The sequence below is a fragment of the Helicobacter himalayensis genome (assembly GCF_001602095.1).
Lineage (GTDB): Bacteria > Campylobacterota > Campylobacteria > Campylobacterales > Helicobacteraceae > Helicobacter_F > Helicobacter_F himalayensis.
In genome coordinates, this window is record NZ_CP014991.1 from 1592042 (window position 1) to 1608836 (window position 16795).

The 16795-nt window shown below is 39.6% G+C and carries 16 protein-coding genes; 6 read left to right on the forward strand and 10 right to left on the reverse strand.

Annotated elements, in window-relative coordinates:
* Positions 1-31: 31 nt before the first annotated feature.
* The 3 genes from A3217_RS07595 (at position 32) to A3217_RS07605 (ending at position 1557) form a co-directional block, all read left to right on the forward strand.
* Positions 32-745: a CinA family protein gene (locus A3217_RS07595; RefSeq protein ID WP_082807918.1), complete on the forward strand. Its 714-nt coding sequence runs from the start codon at positions 32-34 to the stop codon at positions 743-745.
* Positions 746-901: 156 nt separating this feature from the next.
* Entirely contained in the window at positions 902-1231 is a 330-nt protein-coding gene (locus tag A3217_RS07600; RefSeq protein ID WP_066389302.1) for a DMT family transporter, read from the forward strand.
* A 14-nt stretch (positions 1232-1245) separates the two neighbouring features.
* Complete coding sequence (locus tag A3217_RS07605) at positions 1246-1557, forward strand: DMT family transporter (protein ID WP_066389304.1); 312 nt, start codon at positions 1246-1248, stop codon at positions 1555-1557.
* 79 nt (positions 1558-1636) lie between these two features.
* Here A3217_RS07605 and flgK read toward each other — a convergent pair whose 3' ends face one another.
* The 5 genes from flgK to thrC all read right to left on the reverse strand — a co-directional run bounded on the left by flgK (position 1637) and on the right by thrC (position 6038).
* Positions 1637-3457 carry a flagellar hook-associated protein FlgK gene (gene flgK / locus A3217_RS07610; RefSeq protein ID WP_066389305.1) on the reverse strand — a complete coding sequence of 607 codons (1821 nt, stop codon included), beginning with the start codon at positions 3455-3457 and terminating at the stop codon, positions 1637-1639.
* Positions 3458-3468: 11 nt separating this feature from the next.
* On the reverse strand, positions 3469-3894 hold the full coding sequence (locus A3217_RS07615) for a hypothetical protein (protein WP_066389306.1): 426 nt from the start codon (positions 3892-3894) through the stop codon (positions 3469-3471).
* Between the two features lie 61 nt (positions 3895-3955).
* Positions 3956-4192, reverse strand: a complete 237-nt coding sequence (locus tag A3217_RS07620) for a flagellar biosynthesis anti-sigma factor FlgM (RefSeq protein ID WP_066389308.1) — start codon at positions 4190-4192, stop codon at positions 3956-3958.
* 86 nt (positions 4193-4278) lie between these two features.
* Positions 4279-4464 carry a hypothetical protein gene (locus A3217_RS07625; protein ID WP_066389309.1) on the reverse strand — a complete coding sequence of 62 codons (186 nt, stop codon included), beginning with the start codon at positions 4462-4464 and terminating at the stop codon, positions 4279-4281.
* A 26-nt stretch (positions 4465-4490) separates the two neighbouring features.
* Positions 4491-6038 (reverse strand): threonine synthase, encoded by a 1548-nt coding sequence (gene thrC / locus A3217_RS07630; RefSeq protein ID WP_066389803.1) that lies wholly within the window; start codon positions 6036-6038, stop codon positions 4491-4493.
* An 87-nt stretch (positions 6039-6125) separates the two neighbouring features.
* On the opposite strand from thrC, the gene A3217_RS07635 reads away from it, so the two are divergent.
* On the forward strand, positions 6126-6959 hold the full coding sequence (locus A3217_RS07635; RefSeq protein WP_066389310.1) for a cysteine ABC transporter substrate-binding protein: 834 nt from the start codon (positions 6126-6128) through the stop codon (positions 6957-6959).
* A 220-nt stretch (positions 6960-7179) separates the two neighbouring features.
* Here the strand turns inward: A3217_RS07635 and queF are convergent, their stop codons facing one another.
* From queF to A3217_RS07660, 5 genes are read right to left on the reverse strand one after another with little or no spacing between them, the layout of a single operon-like run.
* Positions 7180-7692, reverse strand: a complete 513-nt coding sequence (gene queF, locus A3217_RS07640) for a preQ(1) synthase (RefSeq protein WP_066389311.1) — start codon at positions 7690-7692, stop codon at positions 7180-7182.
* 18 nt (positions 7693-7710) lie between these two features.
* Entirely contained in the window at positions 7711-9549 is a 1839-nt protein-coding gene (locus A3217_RS07645; protein WP_066389312.1) for a dynamin family protein, read from the reverse strand.
* Positions 9550-11778 (reverse strand): dynamin family protein, encoded by a 2229-nt coding sequence (locus A3217_RS07650; RefSeq protein WP_066389313.1) that lies wholly within the window; start codon positions 11776-11778, stop codon positions 9550-9552. It abuts the gene before it with no gap.
* Between the two features lie 4 nt (positions 11779-11782).
* A complete protein-coding gene (locus A3217_RS07655; protein WP_066389315.1) occupies positions 11783-12244 on the reverse strand; it encodes a CiaD-like domain-containing protein in 462 nt (153 codons plus the stop codon).
* Complete coding sequence (locus A3217_RS07660) at positions 12235-12495, reverse strand: hypothetical protein (RefSeq protein ID WP_066389317.1); 261 nt, start codon at positions 12493-12495, stop codon at positions 12235-12237. Before A3217_RS07660 ends, A3217_RS07655 begins: the two co-directional genes overlap by 10 nt.
* A 197-nt stretch (positions 12496-12692) precedes the next feature.
* Between A3217_RS07660 and carB the strand changes: the two genes are divergently transcribed.
* Both carB and A3217_RS07670 read left to right on the forward strand, forming a co-directional pair.
* Positions 12693-16052 (forward strand): carbamoyl-phosphate synthase large subunit, encoded by a 3360-nt coding sequence (carB, locus tag A3217_RS07665; RefSeq protein ID WP_066389318.1) that lies wholly within the window; start codon positions 12693-12695, stop codon positions 16050-16052.
* Between the two features lie 32 nt (positions 16053-16084).
* A complete protein-coding gene (locus A3217_RS07670; RefSeq protein ID WP_066389319.1) occupies positions 16085-16795 on the forward strand; it encodes a hypothetical protein in 711 nt (236 codons plus the stop codon).

A 16795-nucleotide genomic window follows, 5' to 3' on the forward strand; every position in this document is an offset into this window, starting at 1 on the left:
AAATTAGAAGTTTGTTGTGCGGAGGTAAAAAATGAAACAATTTAAGCGCGAGATAAATTTGCTTTTATTGGGTGTGGATTCTCAAAGTGCAAAAATTCTGCTTGAAAAGCAAGCACAGCATTTTGGCGTGATACTGGAGGAGAAAGATTCTCTACTTTGCGTTCGTGAAAATAAAAACACCGCACACAATGGCTTGTGCGCTGAATTGAAAGAATTTTGCGCGGAAGTCGTGGCGCTTTTTGGCTCAAAGGCACTTTTTGGAGAGAGTCTGCCACAAATCGCGCTTAACCTCTTAAAAGCTAAAAATCTCAAACTTACCACTGCTGAAAGCTGTACTGGTGGGCTTTTGGCGTATCAATTTACCAAACTTAGTGGCGCATCAGAAGTTTTTTGTGGAGGCGTGATAAGCTATGCAAACGCGATAAAACAAAAGTGGCTTAAGGTGGATTCTCAAAGTTTGGAGACTTTTGGCGCGGTGAGCGAATCTGTCGTGGGGCAAATGACTAAAGGCGCATTAGAGCTAAGTGGCGCGGATATTGCGCTTGCGACAAGTGGGATTGCAGGACCACTAGGAGGAAGTGCGCAAAAGCCTGTGGGACTTGTCTTTATAAGTGTGCAGGCAAAAAATAAAGGCGCAAAGGTTGAACGCTATTGCTTTAAAGGCACGCGCACAAGTATCCAAAAGCAGGCGTGTGAGAGCGCACTTCTTATGCTAATAAGAGAGATTTTAGAATCTATTCCCTAAATTGTATCGCCTCGCAGGAGTGAATCCCGCTTCGGCTCATATACATACTCGGTGTTTTTTGGTTGATGAGAATCTACATTCTATCAAGTTGTTTGGTGTTTTTAGATTCTCTCTACAAAAACGTTATAATTTCTTTTAAAAATTCTAGGAGAAGCGATGCGGTCCCGTCAAATAGCGTGGGTATTTTTGCTCTTAGCCATAGCTTTGGAAGTGAGTGGCGTAAGTATGCTAAAGGCTTTGCAAAATCCACTATATGGGAAAATCACAATGATTATATTTGTGAATTTCTCCTACTTTTTTATGGCATTAGCACTGCGTCAAATTGCACTTGGCGTGGCATACAGCGTGTGGGAAATACTAGGACTTGTAGGCGTGCTAGCAATTAGCTTTTTATTTTTCAATCCACATTTAAGCACACAGCAATATTTTGGTATTGTCGTTGGCTTTGTGGGCATTATTTGCATTATCGCTGGCGAAGAGCATTAAAGATTGGGGGATAAATGGGTTTTTTGATGATTATATTTTCTGGAATCTTAGATGTGCTAGCAAATCTTTGCTTGCAAAAATCTAATGGATTTAAGAATCTTATTTGGGGCATTAGCGCGCTTGTGCTTGTAGATGTGGCGTTTTTACTCTTAGCGTATGCAGTGAGTCTTGGCATTGCATTGCCTATTGCTTACACGTTATGGGGTGCTATTGGGATTCTAGGTTCAGTGCTTGGGGGCTATATATTTTTTAAGCAAAAGCTAAAGCCTATCGGCTATGTAGGCGTGGGGCTTGTAATAAGCGCAGTTTTATTGTTAAATCTCTAATTTCAGAATCTTGCTTACTGCTTTTTGCATCATCAAGGGCTACTTTGCTAATTACAGGGATAAAAAGCCCAAAAGTCTATCATTGTTTAATGCCCAACAAGGTTTCTATCATTCTATCAATGGTTGTTATCACTTTAGCATTTGCTGCATAGCCACCTTGGAATTTGATAAGATTTACCATCTCCTCATCAATGCTTACTTGAGAAATCGCCAAATGCTCCTTTTTCACCGCCGCTAAAACAGAATCTTTAGTCTCTTTTGTGCGCTGCGTAGATTCTGTTTGCGTAGCCACGCGCCCTGTGAGCGTTTGAAAAAACTCCGTGATACGCATATTTTTCTTCTCAAATTTATTGACATAAAAATCCACATTCTCATATTGAAGCTGCTGCATCATATTTGCCACTTCAAAATTCCCATTCACAGGGGCAAGCCACGGACGGATAAGAGTAGAATCTTTTTCATATTCTCGATTAAGCGCAATATCTCTTGCATTCGAGCCTTCAAAAAATTTATTAAGCCCAAATGCGCCTGTGAAATTACTACCATTATCTTTAATCGCTATATACAGCCCCTTTGAAGGGTCTTTTGCTTGGATTACAAACTCCCTTGAAACATTATCAAAAGACGCCTCAAAATAGTCATCAACATCATTAAGCGGATTATTGTCTTTATTGTCATCGGTGTTAGCGTTTATGGCATTGACGACATCGTTCATTGAAGTGATGCGATTTATCTCAATAGTCTTTCGCACCATCTCCTCGCCTATGGTGTTATAAACAATAATATCAAAGCTCCCTTCTTTAATATTATAATTCGTATCGCTCAAAGCCGTTGTGCGCCACACATCAAGCTTATCGCTCTTAACGACTTTTGAAGCACTTTGCGCATAAATGGCGTTTGTCGCTTCGATAAAGCCTTTTGAAAACACATCAAGCTGGTTGATATAATCTTGTATTTTCCCAATTGGTGTACCTTCCACCCCCGAGCTATACAGCGCGATGAGTGAGCCAGCTTTGCCCTGATTGATTTTTTCTGTGATTTCAATAGTTTTAAAATCATCGCCTTGAAAATACACACGATTAAGATTCTGTGCGTTATTTTCTTTATTTAAAATGATAGGGTGATACATCGCGCCATCTACAATATTAAATCCATGTCCGATATTTAGCACATATTCATCATCAAAATCCGCGCGCATAGGGTGGATTGCATAATCGCTTCTTAGGTGGTTTTTAAACACATTTGCGCCGATAAGTGCTTGAAGGTTAAACTCCAGCTCATCGCGTCTATCGCGCAATTCATTTGCTTGCTTGAGCTCTAAGCCATCTTCCATTTCTTTGAGTTTTTTATTGATTTCTGCAATTTCTTTGGCATTTTGATTGACTTCTTTTACCACGACTTCTAGCTCATCACTTGCCTTTTTTTGCAGGATTTCAAGTCGTCTGCGCGTGTCTGCGATATTTTGGGTAAGCGTTCTGGCATCTTTTGCTAAGACTTGCTTTTGAGCTGGGTCACTAGAATTTTTGGCTAAATCCTTCCACGAGTTAAAATACTGCTCTAAATCATTGTAGATTCCCACACCATCGATTTCTGGGAAAAACGCACTTGCTTCACGCAAAAAAGTAAAATGTGTATCATAAAACTGCGCTTCCTCATTTGCCTTGCGATAGCGCGAGAATACAAATTCATCGTGGATTCTAGCGATTGTCTCGATGCTTACACCACGCCCAAGATTGTAGTCTTGGTGGTATATTGGGCGCTCTGGGCGCACGACTACTTTTTGTCTGCTGTAAAATTCATCGCTTGCATTTGAGATATTATTTCCCGTTACATCTACCATCACCTGATGAGCTTGCAAGCCGGTGTAGGAGGTGTTAAGAGAAGAGAGAATTCCGCCCATTTACCTTTTCCTTAAGCTTTGGTTTGTAAAAGCTGACTTGATGCCCTGCTCTTACCATAACCATTTTCCTCGTGTGGCACAAGACGCATAAGCAAAGAAGTGTAAAATTCTGAAACCGCATATACACTTTGCGCATACGCACTATTAAGCCTTTTAAGCTCTTTGAGCGCATTACGCATAGAATCTAGCCCCGTATCGACTTCTGGTGAAAGCAAATCAGCAAGCTCTTTTTGCGGATTATCTTGTAAAAGCTGGTGCATTTCTTGCTGCATAAGGGATTTTTTTTGTTCAAAAGATTTAATAAGTGCATTTTTTGTCTCATTGCGCGCGAAAATCGCCTCATTATTAGCGACTTGTATATCGGCAATGTCATCTTGAGTGAGTTTGATAAGCTCTTGCAAATCTGTCGTTGCACCATGTAAATATTGCTCTAACATATTTCCTCCAAGCACCCCTACCACAGAGTTTGCAGGCTCTTATATACGGAAGGGATAGTTTTTAAATGTTAAGCAAGTCTTGTGCCATTTTCCTTGAAGTTTTATCCATATCAAGCTTATAACTACCATTTGCTATCTGCTCTTTGATTTGGCTTACTTTATCAGCACTTGCGTTTGCTACATTTGCAAGTGTGTTGTTCTCACTAGTTTCAGCATTTTGCGCATATGCGCGTTGTAAATCTTTATTGCCTTGCAGTGAGTTTGTCGCTGCGAAATTTGCATTTATGCCTGTAATCATCTTTTTGTCCTTTTTTATGGATTTAAATGCTTTTTAGATTTTTGCTAAACAAGTTCAAATCGGCTAAAACTCTTTTTCTTAAAGCTTTAATTGATATATTTGTTTAGCTCTTTTTTAAAGTCGCCAACACTCGTTGTTTTGCTGTTTTGCGCACCTTCAAAAAGTGAAGCTTTAGAATCTCTATAAGTATAAACCCCAAGCAACGCCAACGCATACAAAAATAAAAAAAAGCTTACACAGGGCACAAGCCAATTTTTAAGCCCTTTTTCCATTTATCGCCCTTTAATCTCACGAGATTTTATAGCCATTGTAAAATGCTCTCTTTAAGCTGGCTTACCCCAAGATTTGTATTTTGGCTTATTTTTTTCTCAAATAGCGCCGAAATCTCTGGGTGCAACGCCACATTTTCGTGCCCAAGCTTTTTGCATTCCGCAAGGATAGAATTAATGGCTTCTTTATCATCTAAGATTGCAAAGCCCTTAGAATCTTTAGAATCTTGCGTGCTAGAACCTCTTTTGAGTGCCTTTGCCACAATGGGTGCAAATTTACTCCATTCCGCAGTCGAGCAAAGCACAAATTTTGTCCTTTTAGATTCACACTCTTGCGCACTCATAAACTCCTTATACGCCTTGATGCCACAGGCAGTGTGAGGGTCAATTAGCATTCCGTGCAAAAACGCCTCTTTTATCAACACCTCACACTCGCCATCATCACAAAAACTCGCGCCAAACTCATTCTGCAACAACGCCAATTCGCTAGATGTAAGCGCATAGATTCCCTCTTTTTCAAGCCCCTGCATACATTCCCTCGTGCGTTCTGCACCAAAAAGCTCAAACAATACTCGTTCCACATTTGAACTCTTCAAAATATCCATCGCTGGGGAATCTGACTTGATTAGCGCACGATTGCGGATATTATAGATTCCCGTGGTTATAAACTCATAGAGAATCTTATTTGGATTTGATGCGCTTATAAGCTTAGCAAAAGGAATTCCAAGCTTTTTGGCATAAAATGCGCCCAAAATATTGCCAAAATTCCCACTCGGCACAATCGCATTCACGCCTTCACCAAGCGCGATTTCACCACTTCTTACAAGCTCGCAGTAATTCCAAATATGATAGATTATCTGAAAAACCACGCGCCCAATATTTACAGAATTTGCCGCACTAAGATGCAAGCCTTTTGCCTGCAATGCGCTTTTAAATGCCTCATCTTTCAAAAGATTTTTTAACGCATTTTGCGCAGTATCAAAATCCCCTTCAATGCCTATGACTTTAAGATTCTCACTTTTTTGCGTCACCATTTGCAAACGTTGCACATCTGAAGTGCCATTTTGTGGATATAAGCACACAACCTTGACATTTTGAGAATCTGCAAACGCCTCCAAAGTCGCTGGTCCCGTATCGCCACTTGTCGCGCATAAAATAAGATACTCACGCTTATTATCTTTTGCCAAACTATTAATAATGCTTCCAAAAGGCTGCAACGCCATATCCTTAAAAGCGCGCGTAGGTCCGTGATAAAGCTCTGAAATAAACAAGTAATCATCATATTTTTTTAGCGTAAGCGGAGCATTTGTAGCGGTAAAAGTATCAAATTTTTCATAATTTTTTAGCGCAGATTCTAATAATCCTTCATTAATGCCTAAATCTAGCAGTTCAAAAATGCGTTTGCAAAGTGCTTTGTAAGAAAGTGTTGTCAAATGCGTTAGCTCGCTAGAATCTATCTTTGGCACAAAACCTAGCGTAAAAAGTCCGCCAAAGCTTGCTGATGGGCTTAATAACGCCTGCAAAAATTCTGTATTTGCAACTTCGCCTTCTCCTCGAGTTTGCAGTAATTTTGTCATATTTTTTACCCTTTTTTGGAATAATAACGCGCTCAAAGCCTTTGCTTTTGTAAAAGGCTCAAATTCTACCATAAAAGGATTATTCTCATGAAAAAACTCTTTAAATTCACACTAGGCATTATGTTTGCTTTGACAATGGGCGTATTTTTTAGCGCGTGTGGCGAAGATTCTAAAAAACAAGAAGTTAGCGCACTTGAGCGTATTAAACAGCGTCAAGAGGTGTTTATCGGTGTATTTGGCGATAAGCCACCATTTGGCTATATTGATTCTCAAGGGGAAAATGCAGGCTTTGATGTGATTCTTGCAAAGCGCATTACAAAGGATTTGCTAGGTGATGAAAAGAAGGCAAAATTCATCGTTGTAGAAGCGGCAAATCGCGTGGAATTTTTGCGCTCAAACAAAGTGGATATTATCATGGCAAACTTCACAAAAACGCCTGAACGCGAAAAAGTCGTAGATTTTGCAAAGCCTTATATGAAAGTCTCTTTGGGCGTAGTAAGCAAAAATGGCGCAATAGAAGATATCAAGGAGCTTGAAGACAAAACTTTAATTGTCAATAAAGGCACGACAGCGGATTTTTACTTTAGCAAAAATTTCCCGAATCTAAAGATTCTCAAATTCGAGCAAAACACGGAGGCTTTTAGCGCGTTAAAAGACGGCAGAGGCGATGCGCTCGCGCACGACAACACCTTGCTTTTTGCGTGGGCGAAGGAAAATCCAAGCTTTAAAGTTGGCATTAAAGAGCTAGGCGAAAATGATGTCATCGCGCCAGCGGTAAAAAAGGACAATAAAGAATTGTTGGAATGGCTAGATTCTGAAATTTCTGCGCTTATTGAAGAGGGTTTTTTGCTCCAAGCGTATGAAAGCACACTCGCACCTGCATATAGCGATGAAATCCACGCGAGCGATGTGGTGTTCTAAACCCCTTAAACTACTTTTGTGCGTGCTTTAAATCACGCACAAGCTCAACTTTGCAAAAATTGCATACAATTTAAGGGATTTCAGAATCTATTCCTTATGAGTGTATCACCTTCACGGGAGTGAATTCCGCTCAACTCTACTTGCGCGTTCATACTTGGCGTTTTTTGGAGGCTTGAGTATTTGTGGATTCTATCAAGCTGTTTGGAGATTTTAGAATCCCTTATCGATTATCAATTTTTTCTGGATACAAATCGTGGTTTAAAAGCCTATGTTGCGCCATTTGCTCATATTTTGTATTTGGGATTCCATAATTAGCATACGGATCAATGCTAATGCCCCCGCGCGGAGTAAATTTCCCCCAAACTTCTAAATATTTTGGCTTCATAAGCTTAATCAAATCCTTAGCAATAATATTTATACAATCCTCGTGGAAACCCCCGTGGTTGCGGAATGAGAAGAGATAAAGCTTAAGCGATTTGGATTCCACCATTTTAAGCGCTGGAATATAGCTAATATAAATACTAGCGAAGTCTGGCTGTCCTGTGATGGGGCAAAGCGAGGTAAATTCTGGACAATTAAATTTCACAAAATAATCTACTTCAGAGTGCTTGTTTTCAAAAGTTTCAAGTATTTGCGGGCTGTAAGTTTGCGGATAGCTCACATTTTTTGCGCCTAACAAAGAGAGGGAATCTTGGATTCTGTGACGTTGGTTGGAACTTTTAGAATCTGGCATATATGCTCCTTATATATTTTATAGGATTTTGATATGGGCAAGGATTTTTCTTGCTTTCAATCTATTTTTGCGCTTTTTTTCTGCAAGATTCTGTGCTTGCTTCACAGCTTCTATTTCGTGCGTGAGGTAGGAAAGCGATTCATTAGCGATATTGTTTTGCAAAAAAAGTTTTTGTAAAAATTCCTCAAAGCAAAATGCGCGATTTAGCAACTCTCTAATATTTTCAAGGCTTGGCTCAAAAAGTGGGAATTTTTCATTCTTGCTAAAGTTACGCACACCACGCCAAATAAGAGAATCTAGCTCCGCGCACACAAAGCTAATGGCATTGCTAAAATTTGTATGCAAAAGTGTTTCAAGCGCGGAAGTTTTAGCACTAAGTTTTGTTTGGGCGTGTAAAAAAATATGCGAAGTTTGCGCGCTAAAATTTTTCATCAAATCCATTAAATCCTGCCCTAGATTTTCTTGCAACCTCTCATTGTGCGCCATTTCACACTCCAAAAACGCGCTTATGAAAAGCTTTTCTAATTCCCTAAAAGTAATCTTTTTTGCCTCTCTAAAAAACTCGCTTTGAGAATCAAAGCTGCGTAAAATCGTATCTTTTGGCAGTATGGAAACTTCCTTTGCAACAAAAAAAGATTTTTTTATCCCAAAGGAATTTTTCTTATCTCTCAAAAAATCTATATTTTCCTTGACAATCCCCGCAAAAATCGCGCGAGAGAGGCTATCAAGCAAAGAATCTGCGAGATTATACACTCTCAGACACTCTTCTTGCGCCTTTTTTGCAAGTGGATTTTGAAATGCAAAAAGCGCAATTTGAGAATCTAAAAACGCTTCATAATTACACAACGCGTAATTTTTCCCACGCAAAGAAGTTACAGAATCTAAAAGCAGTATTTTGAGTGCATTTAGAATGCTTTCCTTACGCGCATTTTCGCGCAGTGGGATAAGCGAATTGTTGATAAAGTCCAAAATACTTTGTATATTAGAATCTGCAAATTTTTGAGCTTGCTTTTTGCAATCTTGCGTGCGCTTAGATTCAAGCGCATCTTTTGCAGAAATCGCTATAAACTCGCTAAAAATCCCTCTAAACGCGCTCTTTGCGTATTCAAGGCTTATCTGCACTTCAGATTCATTTTTGAGTCTATCTTTTTGATTAAGCACGCAAAGCGCCTTTGTGTTGTATTTTTTAATATGCGTGTTTAAAATTTCTTTCTCGCTTAATTTGCCGACATTATCAATAAGACTTAGCCAAATAACCCCATCAACTTCCTCTAGCAAGGCGTTTGTCGTGTCTGTGTCGTTTTGATTTTGTGAATTAAAGCCCGGCGTGTCAAAAAAGCTCATTTCTTTGAGAATTTCTAATGGAGCAAAAACCTTGTAAGAGGCGATTTTCTCATTTTCTTGTGGGGAAATTTGCTCCAAAACTTCCAAACTTTCAAATGCATTTGAGCCATCTTTGTATAAAATCTCTAGGCACAAATGCTTACCGTAGCCTATTTCACACACTTTTGAGGTGAGGGGGATAATCCCACTTGGCAAAAATTCCTCCCCAAAAAGTGCGTTTAAAAAAGTACTTTTTCCGCTCGAAAACTGCCCAATCACTGCGATTTTAAGCTTAGAATCAACTTTTGCTTGCAAACGCGCTAAAATCTGCGCGCTTTTTGTATCCAGCAATTCCAAACCTGCCAAAAGATTTTGCGTCTGCAAAATAAGTGCCTGCAATTCCTGTGCGTGCGCGTCAAAATGCGTATCGTGTGCGCTGGGATTCTGAAATTCTTGCATATTTAGCGCAGAATCTAAATTTTGGGTATTTTTTAAAACACTTAGTTCAGCAATAAATTTTTCCAAAATACCCATTTACATCTCCAAAAATGCCCGCAGAGAATCTAGCTTGTGGCTAATGTTTGAAAGATTTTCTTGCAACGCGTTCATCTCTTTTTCTAAATTTTTATTTTTCCCCTCCTCGCGCCTTGCAAGTGTTTGATTTAAAAGCGCATTTGTATGCGCGATTTGCTCCTCATACGCTTTATAGGCATTTTGCGCGATAGAATCAAAAAAGGCAAGATTTTCACTCTTTATCTGCACGCTTTTTTCAAAAATGATTTTTTCAAATTCTGCAAAAACTTCCCCAAAAGCTTTTTGTATAGGTGCTTGAAATTCCCTTGCTTTCACATATTTTGCAATTTGTGCGCTTAAATTTTTGGCAAAAAGTGCTACTTGAGAATCTTTAGCATAAAAGCTAAAAGTTGGCGCGTTTAAGAGTTCAGATTCCCCCACAAAACCCTCATTTTGAAGCTCTTTAAGTGTTTGAGAAATTTTGGTGTTAAGATGAAATTTAAATCCACGTGTGGTATCTGTAAAAATATCTTTTAATCCAATAAGCAGAGAATCTTGCAAAAGATCCGCCTCAAACGCGCGCTTTTGCTCCCTATCATAAGTAATATTGCCACAAATGCGCTCGCACAATCGCTCCCTTTGGCTTTGTAAATCTGCATTGATGGCATTTTGCATTGTGTTAAAAGCATTTTTTAGCTCCTCAAACTTTGCTAAAATCGCCTCTTTTGCGCTCTTTGCCTGTGAGTGTAAGGAATCGTTTTGCGCTTTAATCTCTGAAATTTTTTCTTGCAATTGGGAATCTGAAACAAAAAGTAGGCTGGATTCTAGCTCCAAATCCGCTTTTTTGCCCCTTACAAGCTTTTGTAATGCTTTTATCGCAAGATAAAGCATATCGCGCAATTTTAGGCTATTTTCCCCAAAAAGCAAAGCCTGCAAATACTGCTCAATTTCTAAAATTCCTGTCTTTTCTAGCACAACTTTTGGCGTGCGTGCGCTATCATTTATTCTATGCAAAAGTGCATCGTGCCCACAAAGCGGGATAAAAGTAATGCGTGAAAGCATTTCTGAAACATCAATTTTTGCCGAAAGTTTAGTAATTTGTGCGCGCAGGCTTTGCTTTGTGTAATTAAGACTTTGCTCTAATTCTTTTTGACTAATCAAATCCGCGTGTGTGAGCACCACAAGCAAACGCGAAATATTGCGCTCACTTAAAGTCTCTAAAATAAAATCAATATCTGTCTGTGTAGCCGCACAGCTGGCATTCATCAAATGTATAAGCAAATCACAATGCACCAAATAGCTTTTTGTAATCTCCTCTCTCTTTGTGATGGGGTCATCAAGACCGGGTGTATCAACAATAGAGACATTTTGCTCTAAAAATTTTAGGGGCAAGTTTAAGCGCACTTCACGCACGAGATTGCAAAATTTATCTTTATGATTAGCCGAAGTATAAGTGCTTAAAGATTCTAGAGAAATCTCCTCAACACGCGCTGGTTGGGTGCAATAGCCCTCAAGATTTGTGCCAAAAAGTTCTTGTGTCTCCTTAATAAATTGCCTAATATCCACATCTTTTTGCGCGCATAAATCCTCCCACTCCTCCTTGCTCCAAAAGCGCACTTGAGCGCTTTTTTGCGCACCATATTGCAAAATTGTGAGATTTGCAGTTTCTGGGATTGTGGAAGTGCTTAAAATCTCCTCCCCCAAAAGTGCGTTTAAAAAAGTGCTTTTCCCCGCGCTCAAAACCCCGCTCACACCGATACTAAAATGCCCATTTATGAGATTTTGCATTGTGAATTCTGTGGCTTGAGTGATTTGTGTGTCTTCAAATTGCGTGTTTGTGAAAAATGCCTGAATCTCCTTTGTGATACCAAAAAACTGCTCTTTTATCTCACTTGGCTGCAAAAAATTTTCTTGCAAAAGATTTTTGATTTTTTCCTGCATTGTGATGATATGCGTGCTTTCACAAATTTTGGCGTTTTGGATTTTTTTTAGCGCGGAATTTATTGCTAAAAGCGCGTAAGATTCCAATTTTGGCAAGACTTCTTGGCTGCACTTTGCAATACGCGTAAGATTTTGCGCACTAAGTATTTCTCCTAGCTCACAAAAAAGCTCTTGTATCACTTCGCTTTGCAAATACTGCGCGCTTACATCTTGGCTAAAAGCTAATATTATAGCGATTTGCTCGCTTTGACAGGATAAAATTTTTGTGAAAATCTCTTGATTTTGAGGATTGTGAAGTGTTTGGCTCATTTGGCTAGTTTGTTTGAGAGAGGATTTCTAAACGTCGCTCAATCACGCTTAATTGGTATTGCAAAAAATTTAGTACCATTTCAAATTGCTTATTTGATTGCAAATCCTGTCCATTAAACCCTTCAAACAGCACGAGCAAGCGCTCTTGGAGGAGTGAAAGGAATTGCACCTCATCATTGAGTGCTTCTTTGCGCTTTGGCTCATTGATGACTGAAAGCACAGATGGCGCAAACTCGCTTGGGGCTTTTGACACACCGCTTTGGCGATTAAGTGCGCACTTTGGCGTAAATGAAACGAGTGGTTGGCTAGAATCTCGATTGTTGAATGTCTCAAAACTCTGGCACGTGGAATCTAAGGGCGCATTTTCTTTAGATTTACCAACTTCTTGGATTTCACTAGATTCTTGCAGGCTTTGCGTAGATTCAAGCGAGCTAATTGTCTCCAAAATAATATCTTTTAGTTCCATTGTAACAACCATTGTTGGAATTTTTTATTTTGATAAGAATCTGCAATATTTGCAAAAACTTCAAGCCATTGCACATTTGCTTTGCCTTCGTACTTCTTGCCTTTGCGCCCTTTTAGTCGCTCAACACCAAGCCTTGCCTCCTCATTATTTGGATTTGCGTTCAAAATATACTCATAGATTTGCAAGGCGTCTTCTTTCAATCCTTGATTCTCATAAATTGTTGCAAGAGTGATTGTTTTAATACTGCTCAACGCGCGATTCCTTTAGGTAGTTTGTGGCTTTTACTAAGGGCACAATTCTAACAAAAATTCCTTAAAACTTAGTCAAAAATTTTAGAGCCCAAAGTCAAAGAAACCAAACTCTATAACCACATTTTAAGCCGCTGTAATATACAATCCGCCGAATCCAAAACCTTTAAAAATCCACTCCACACAAAAAAAGGATATTTATGCCTAAACGTAGCGACATACACACCATTTTACTTATCGGCTCTGGTCCAATTGTTATCGGGCAAGCTTGCGAGTTTGACTATTCAGGAACGCAAGCAGCTAAAACCTTAAAAAGCCTCGGCTATCGCGTGGTGCTTATCAACTCAAACCCAGCTACCATTATGACAGACCCAGACTTCGCACACCGCACTTATATCGAGCCTATCACTGAAGAAGTTATAGTAAATATCATAAGACAAGAGAAAGTCGATGCGATTTTACCCACTATGGGCGGACAAACCGCGCTCAATGTCGCAATGAGTATGTATGAAAAAGGAATGCTTGAGGGTATAGAATTTCTAGGCGCAAAGCCAAATGCAATAAAAAAAGGTGAAGATAGGCAGGCATTTAAGGAAGCGATGTTAAAAATTGGTATGGACTTGCCAAAATCCCGCTATGCCTACAATGAGGATGAGGCACTAGAAGCGGCAAAAGAGATAGGATTCCCGCTTATTATCCGTGCGAGCTACACTCTCGCAGGTGGAGGCAGTGGTGTGGCGTATAATATCGAGGAGTTTCGAGCGCTTGCAAAAGCCGGGCTTGAAGCCTCGCCCATTAATGAAATCCTCATTGAAGAATCGCTCCTTGGGTGGAAAGAATTTGAAATGGAGGTTATCCGCGACAAATTTGACAACTGCATTATCGTGTGTAGCATTGAAAATCTCGACCCTATGGGCGTGCATACGGGAGATTCTATCACTATCGCGCCAGCACTCACTTTGACTGACAAAGAATACCAACGTATGCGCGATGCAAGTTTTAAGATTTTGCGCGAAATCGGCGTGGATACGGGTGGTAGCAATGTGCAGTTTGCCATAAATCCGCAAAATGGCAGAATGACCGTGATTGAGATGAATCCCCGCGTATCGCGTAGCTCGGCACTTGCTTCTAAAGCCACAGGCTACCCCATAGCCAAAGTTGCGACACTGCTTGCGGTTGGATTCTCGCTTGATGAGATTAAAAATGATATAACAGGCACGCCTGCAAGCTTTGAGCCTAGCATTGATTATGTCGTTACCAAAATCCCGCGTTTCACTTTTGAAAAATTCCCCAACGCAGATTCCACACTCACTACCTCGATGAAGTCCATTGGCGAGGTTATGGGGATTGGGGTAAATTTCGCGCAAAGCTTACAAAAGGCACTTTGTAGCTTAGAAGTGGGTTTGAGCGGGTTTGAAAGTATCAATCAAGATATTGAAACTATCAAAAAAGAAATCCGCCGTCCAAATGCAAATAGGATTCTCTACATTGCAGAGGGTTTTAGACAAGGGCTAAGCCTAGAGGAAATCCACGAACTAAGCGCGATTGATAGATGGTTTTTGCACCAAATACAAGAAATCATCACTATGGAATCACATATAAGCGAGGAGATTCTCAAAAATAAGGCACAAATGCTGGCTTTCAAACAAAAAGGCTTTAGCGACAAAATGCTTGCAAATCTGCTAAATAAGGCATATAAGCTTGATTTACGCGAGGGCGATGTCACAAATGCGCGCGAGGAACTAGGAATAATCTATGCGTATAATGAAGTGGATACCTGCGCAGCGGAGTTCCCAAGCCTCACGCCGTATCTGTATTCTAAAATTGTAGATAAGCAAAGTGTGCTTAATGCGATAGATTCTGAAATTTCTAACTCAGAATCTAATCAAGCACGCAAAAAAAATCTATCTTGTGATAATGTGGAATCTCTCAAAGAATCTTATCACTCAAAGAAAAACGCACAAGAGGCGGATTTTAAAAAGGTGTTGATTATCGGGGGAGGACCAAACCGAATCGGACAGGGCATAGAGTTTGATTATTGTTGCGTCCATGCTTCCTTTGCCCTGCGCGATTTAGGCGTGCAAAGCATTATGTATAACTGCAACCCAGAAACCGTAAGCACGGATTATGACACTAGTGACACATTATATTTTGAGCCAATCGATTTAGAACATGTCCGCTCTGTGATAAAAAAAGAGAATCCAGATGGAATCATCGTGCATTTTGGCGGACAAACACCGCTCAAGCTTTCAAAAGCACTCAGTCTTATGGGTGCAAAAATCATTGGCACAAGCGCAAAAGTCATCGATAAAGCCGAAGATAGAGAAAAATTTGCCGCATTTGTGGAGGAAAATAACCTCTTGCAGCCAAAAAATGCTATCGCGCACACAAAGCAAGAGGCGTTGGATTTAGGCAAGGTGCTTGGATTCCCAATTTTGGTGCGTCCGAGCTATGTGCTAGGTGGGCGTGCAATGCGCATTGTGGATAATGAAGAAGAATTACGCGTGTATATGGAGGAGGCGGTAAAGGTGAGCGAGGATTCCCCTGTTTTGCTTGATAAATTTCTAGATTCTGCGCTAGAGCTTGATGTGGATTGTATCAGTGATGGGGAGCGCGTGTATATTGGCGGGATTATGCAGCATATCGAGGAAGCGGGAATCCACAGTGGCGATAGTGCGAGCTGTCTGCCGCCTTTTGGGCTAGATTCTAAGATGATTAAAAATATCGAAGAGCTAAGCGCTAAAATCGCGCTAAAACTCGGTGTAATAGGGCTTATGAATGTGCAGTATGCGATTTATCAAAATGAAATCTATCTCATCGAAGTAAATCCGCGCGCAAGCCGCACCGTGCCTTTTGTCTCAAAAGCCACGGGAATCCCGCTTGCAAAGGTTGCGACACGCGTGATGTGGCAAGGAGATTTGAGAGAGGCACTAGAATTTTATGATAATTACAAAAATGTAGATTTTAGCGGAGAAATCTATAAGCACAAAAAACTAAAAAGCGTTGCGATTAAAGAATCTATTTTTCCTTTTAGCAAGCTAAGTGGCGCAGATATGAGTTTAGGACCAGAGATGAAAAGCACAGGTGAGGTTATGGGGATTTCTGATAATGTCGGCATAAGCTTTGCAAAATCCCAGCTGGCTTGTAAAAATACTATTCCTTGTAGTGGGGAAGTATTCCTATCCTTAAATGATAAAGATAAGCCAGCGGGTGTAAATCTTGCAAAAAAATTAAGCGCGCTTGGCTTTAGTATTTGCTGCACTAGCGGGACTTACAAGGCACTAAATGAGGCAAAAATACAAACAAAGCTTGTGCTAAAAATCTCTGAAGGTCGCCCAAATATCACGGATTTGATGACAAATGGGCAAATCGCTATGGCAATAAACACAAGTGATAGCAAGTCAAATCGTGGCGATACCGCGCTTATCCGTGCGCAGATTCTGCGTGATAATATCCCTTATTTCACAACACTAAGTGCCGCAAATATGGTGGTTCTAGCCCTCGAAGCGATGAAAAAACGCGATATTAATAAGGCTGTGGCACTGCAGGAGTATTTGTAAGGAAATTATTTAATTGTAAAGAAAGGAAAAAAATGAAACTAGATATAAAAGAAACTCTATTAAAGCAATATCTAACAAGCGATTCAAAGATAGATAAAAAGAGGTGGGATAAATTAATTAATGACGATTGGAAAAAGTTAGATAATGGTAAATATGAGGAGCAAGAAAAAGCGCTAAAAGAAATTTTTAAGAATCCCTCTCATGAAAATGTTGCTCAAGTCCTAATAAAAATTGCTATCTTAAATGACTTCTACAGCACAAATATTTTTTATACTTTTGAAATGGCTAAACATATAATGAATATTCATAAAAACGAAATTAATATTAAGAAGGCTTTAGAAGATGGAAATGTGGATTTGGTAGAACGAATAGCCAATATAAAAATAGAAAACAAAGAGGGGAAATTAAAGAAATATTGCTTTTATTCTTTTGCTAGCAAATATTGCTCGCATCATAATGAGGAGAAATTTCCCATATATGATAATCTTGTAAGCAAGGTATTATTAGCTTTTAATAAATATTGGAACTTTAGGAAAGGGCTTAAAATTGAAGAAAAAGACCTAAGAGACTACAAAATATTTAAGGCTGTTTTGGAGGATTTTAAAACACATCACAATCTTTCATATAGTTTTAAAGAACTTGATAAATGCCTTTGGCAAATAGGTAAAAAAGAAGCGGACGAACAAAGAGAAAGAGAAAAGAAAGCTAAAAAGCAACAAAAAGAATCCCAAAAAGTAGGCTAA

Excerpts from the sequence above, each read along its gene's own strand:
- queF (WP_066389311.1), bottom strand. The coding sequence starts at position 7,692 with ATGCCAGATTCTAAAAGTTCCAACCAACGTCACAGAATCCAAGATTCC.
- A3217_RS07650 (WP_066389313.1), bottom strand. The coding sequence starts at position 11,778 with ATGAGCCAAACACTTCACAATCCTCAAAATCAAGAGATTTTCACAAAA.
- carB (WP_066389318.1), top strand. The coding sequence starts at position 12,693 with ATGCCTAAACGTAGCGACATACACACCATTTTACTTATCGGCTCTGGT.
- A3217_RS07635 (WP_066389310.1), top strand. The coding sequence starts at position 6,126 with ATGAAAAAACTCTTTAAATTCACACTAGGCATTATGTTTGCTTTGACA.
- A3217_RS07600 (WP_066389302.1), top strand. The coding sequence starts at position 902 with ATGCGGTCCCGTCAAATAGCGTGGGTATTTTTGCTCTTAGCCATAGCT.
- A3217_RS07625 (WP_066389309.1), bottom strand. The coding sequence starts at position 4,464 with ATGGAAAAAGGGCTTAAAAATTGGCTTGTGCCCTGTGTAAGCTTTTTT.
- A3217_RS07605 (WP_066389304.1), top strand. The coding sequence starts at position 1,246 with ATGGGTTTTTTGATGATTATATTTTCTGGAATCTTAGATGTGCTAGCA.
- A3217_RS07655 (WP_066389315.1), bottom strand. The coding sequence starts at position 12,244 with ATGGAACTAAAAGATATTATTTTGGAGACAATTAGCTCGCTTGAATCT.
- flgK (WP_066389305.1), bottom strand. The coding sequence starts at position 3,457 with ATGGGCGGAATTCTCTCTTCTCTTAACACCTCCTACACCGGCTTGCAA.
- A3217_RS07645 (WP_066389312.1), bottom strand. The coding sequence starts at position 9,549 with ATGGGTATTTTGGAAAAATTTATTGCTGAACTAAGTGTTTTAAAAAAT.
- thrC (WP_066389803.1), bottom strand. The coding sequence starts at position 6,038 with ATGACAAAATTACTGCAAACTCGAGGAGAAGGCGAAGTTGCAAATACA.
- A3217_RS07595 (WP_082807918.1), top strand. The coding sequence starts at position 32 with ATGAAACAATTTAAGCGCGAGATAAATTTGCTTTTATTGGGTGTGGAT.
- A3217_RS07620 (WP_066389308.1), bottom strand. The coding sequence starts at position 4,192 with ATGATTACAGGCATAAATGCAAATTTCGCAGCGACAAACTCACTGCAA.
- A3217_RS07615 (WP_066389306.1), bottom strand. The coding sequence starts at position 3,894 with ATGTTAGAGCAATATTTACATGGTGCAACGACAGATTTGCAAGAGCTT.
- A3217_RS07670 (WP_066389319.1), top strand. The coding sequence starts at position 16,085 with ATGAAACTAGATATAAAAGAAACTCTATTAAAGCAATATCTAACAAGC.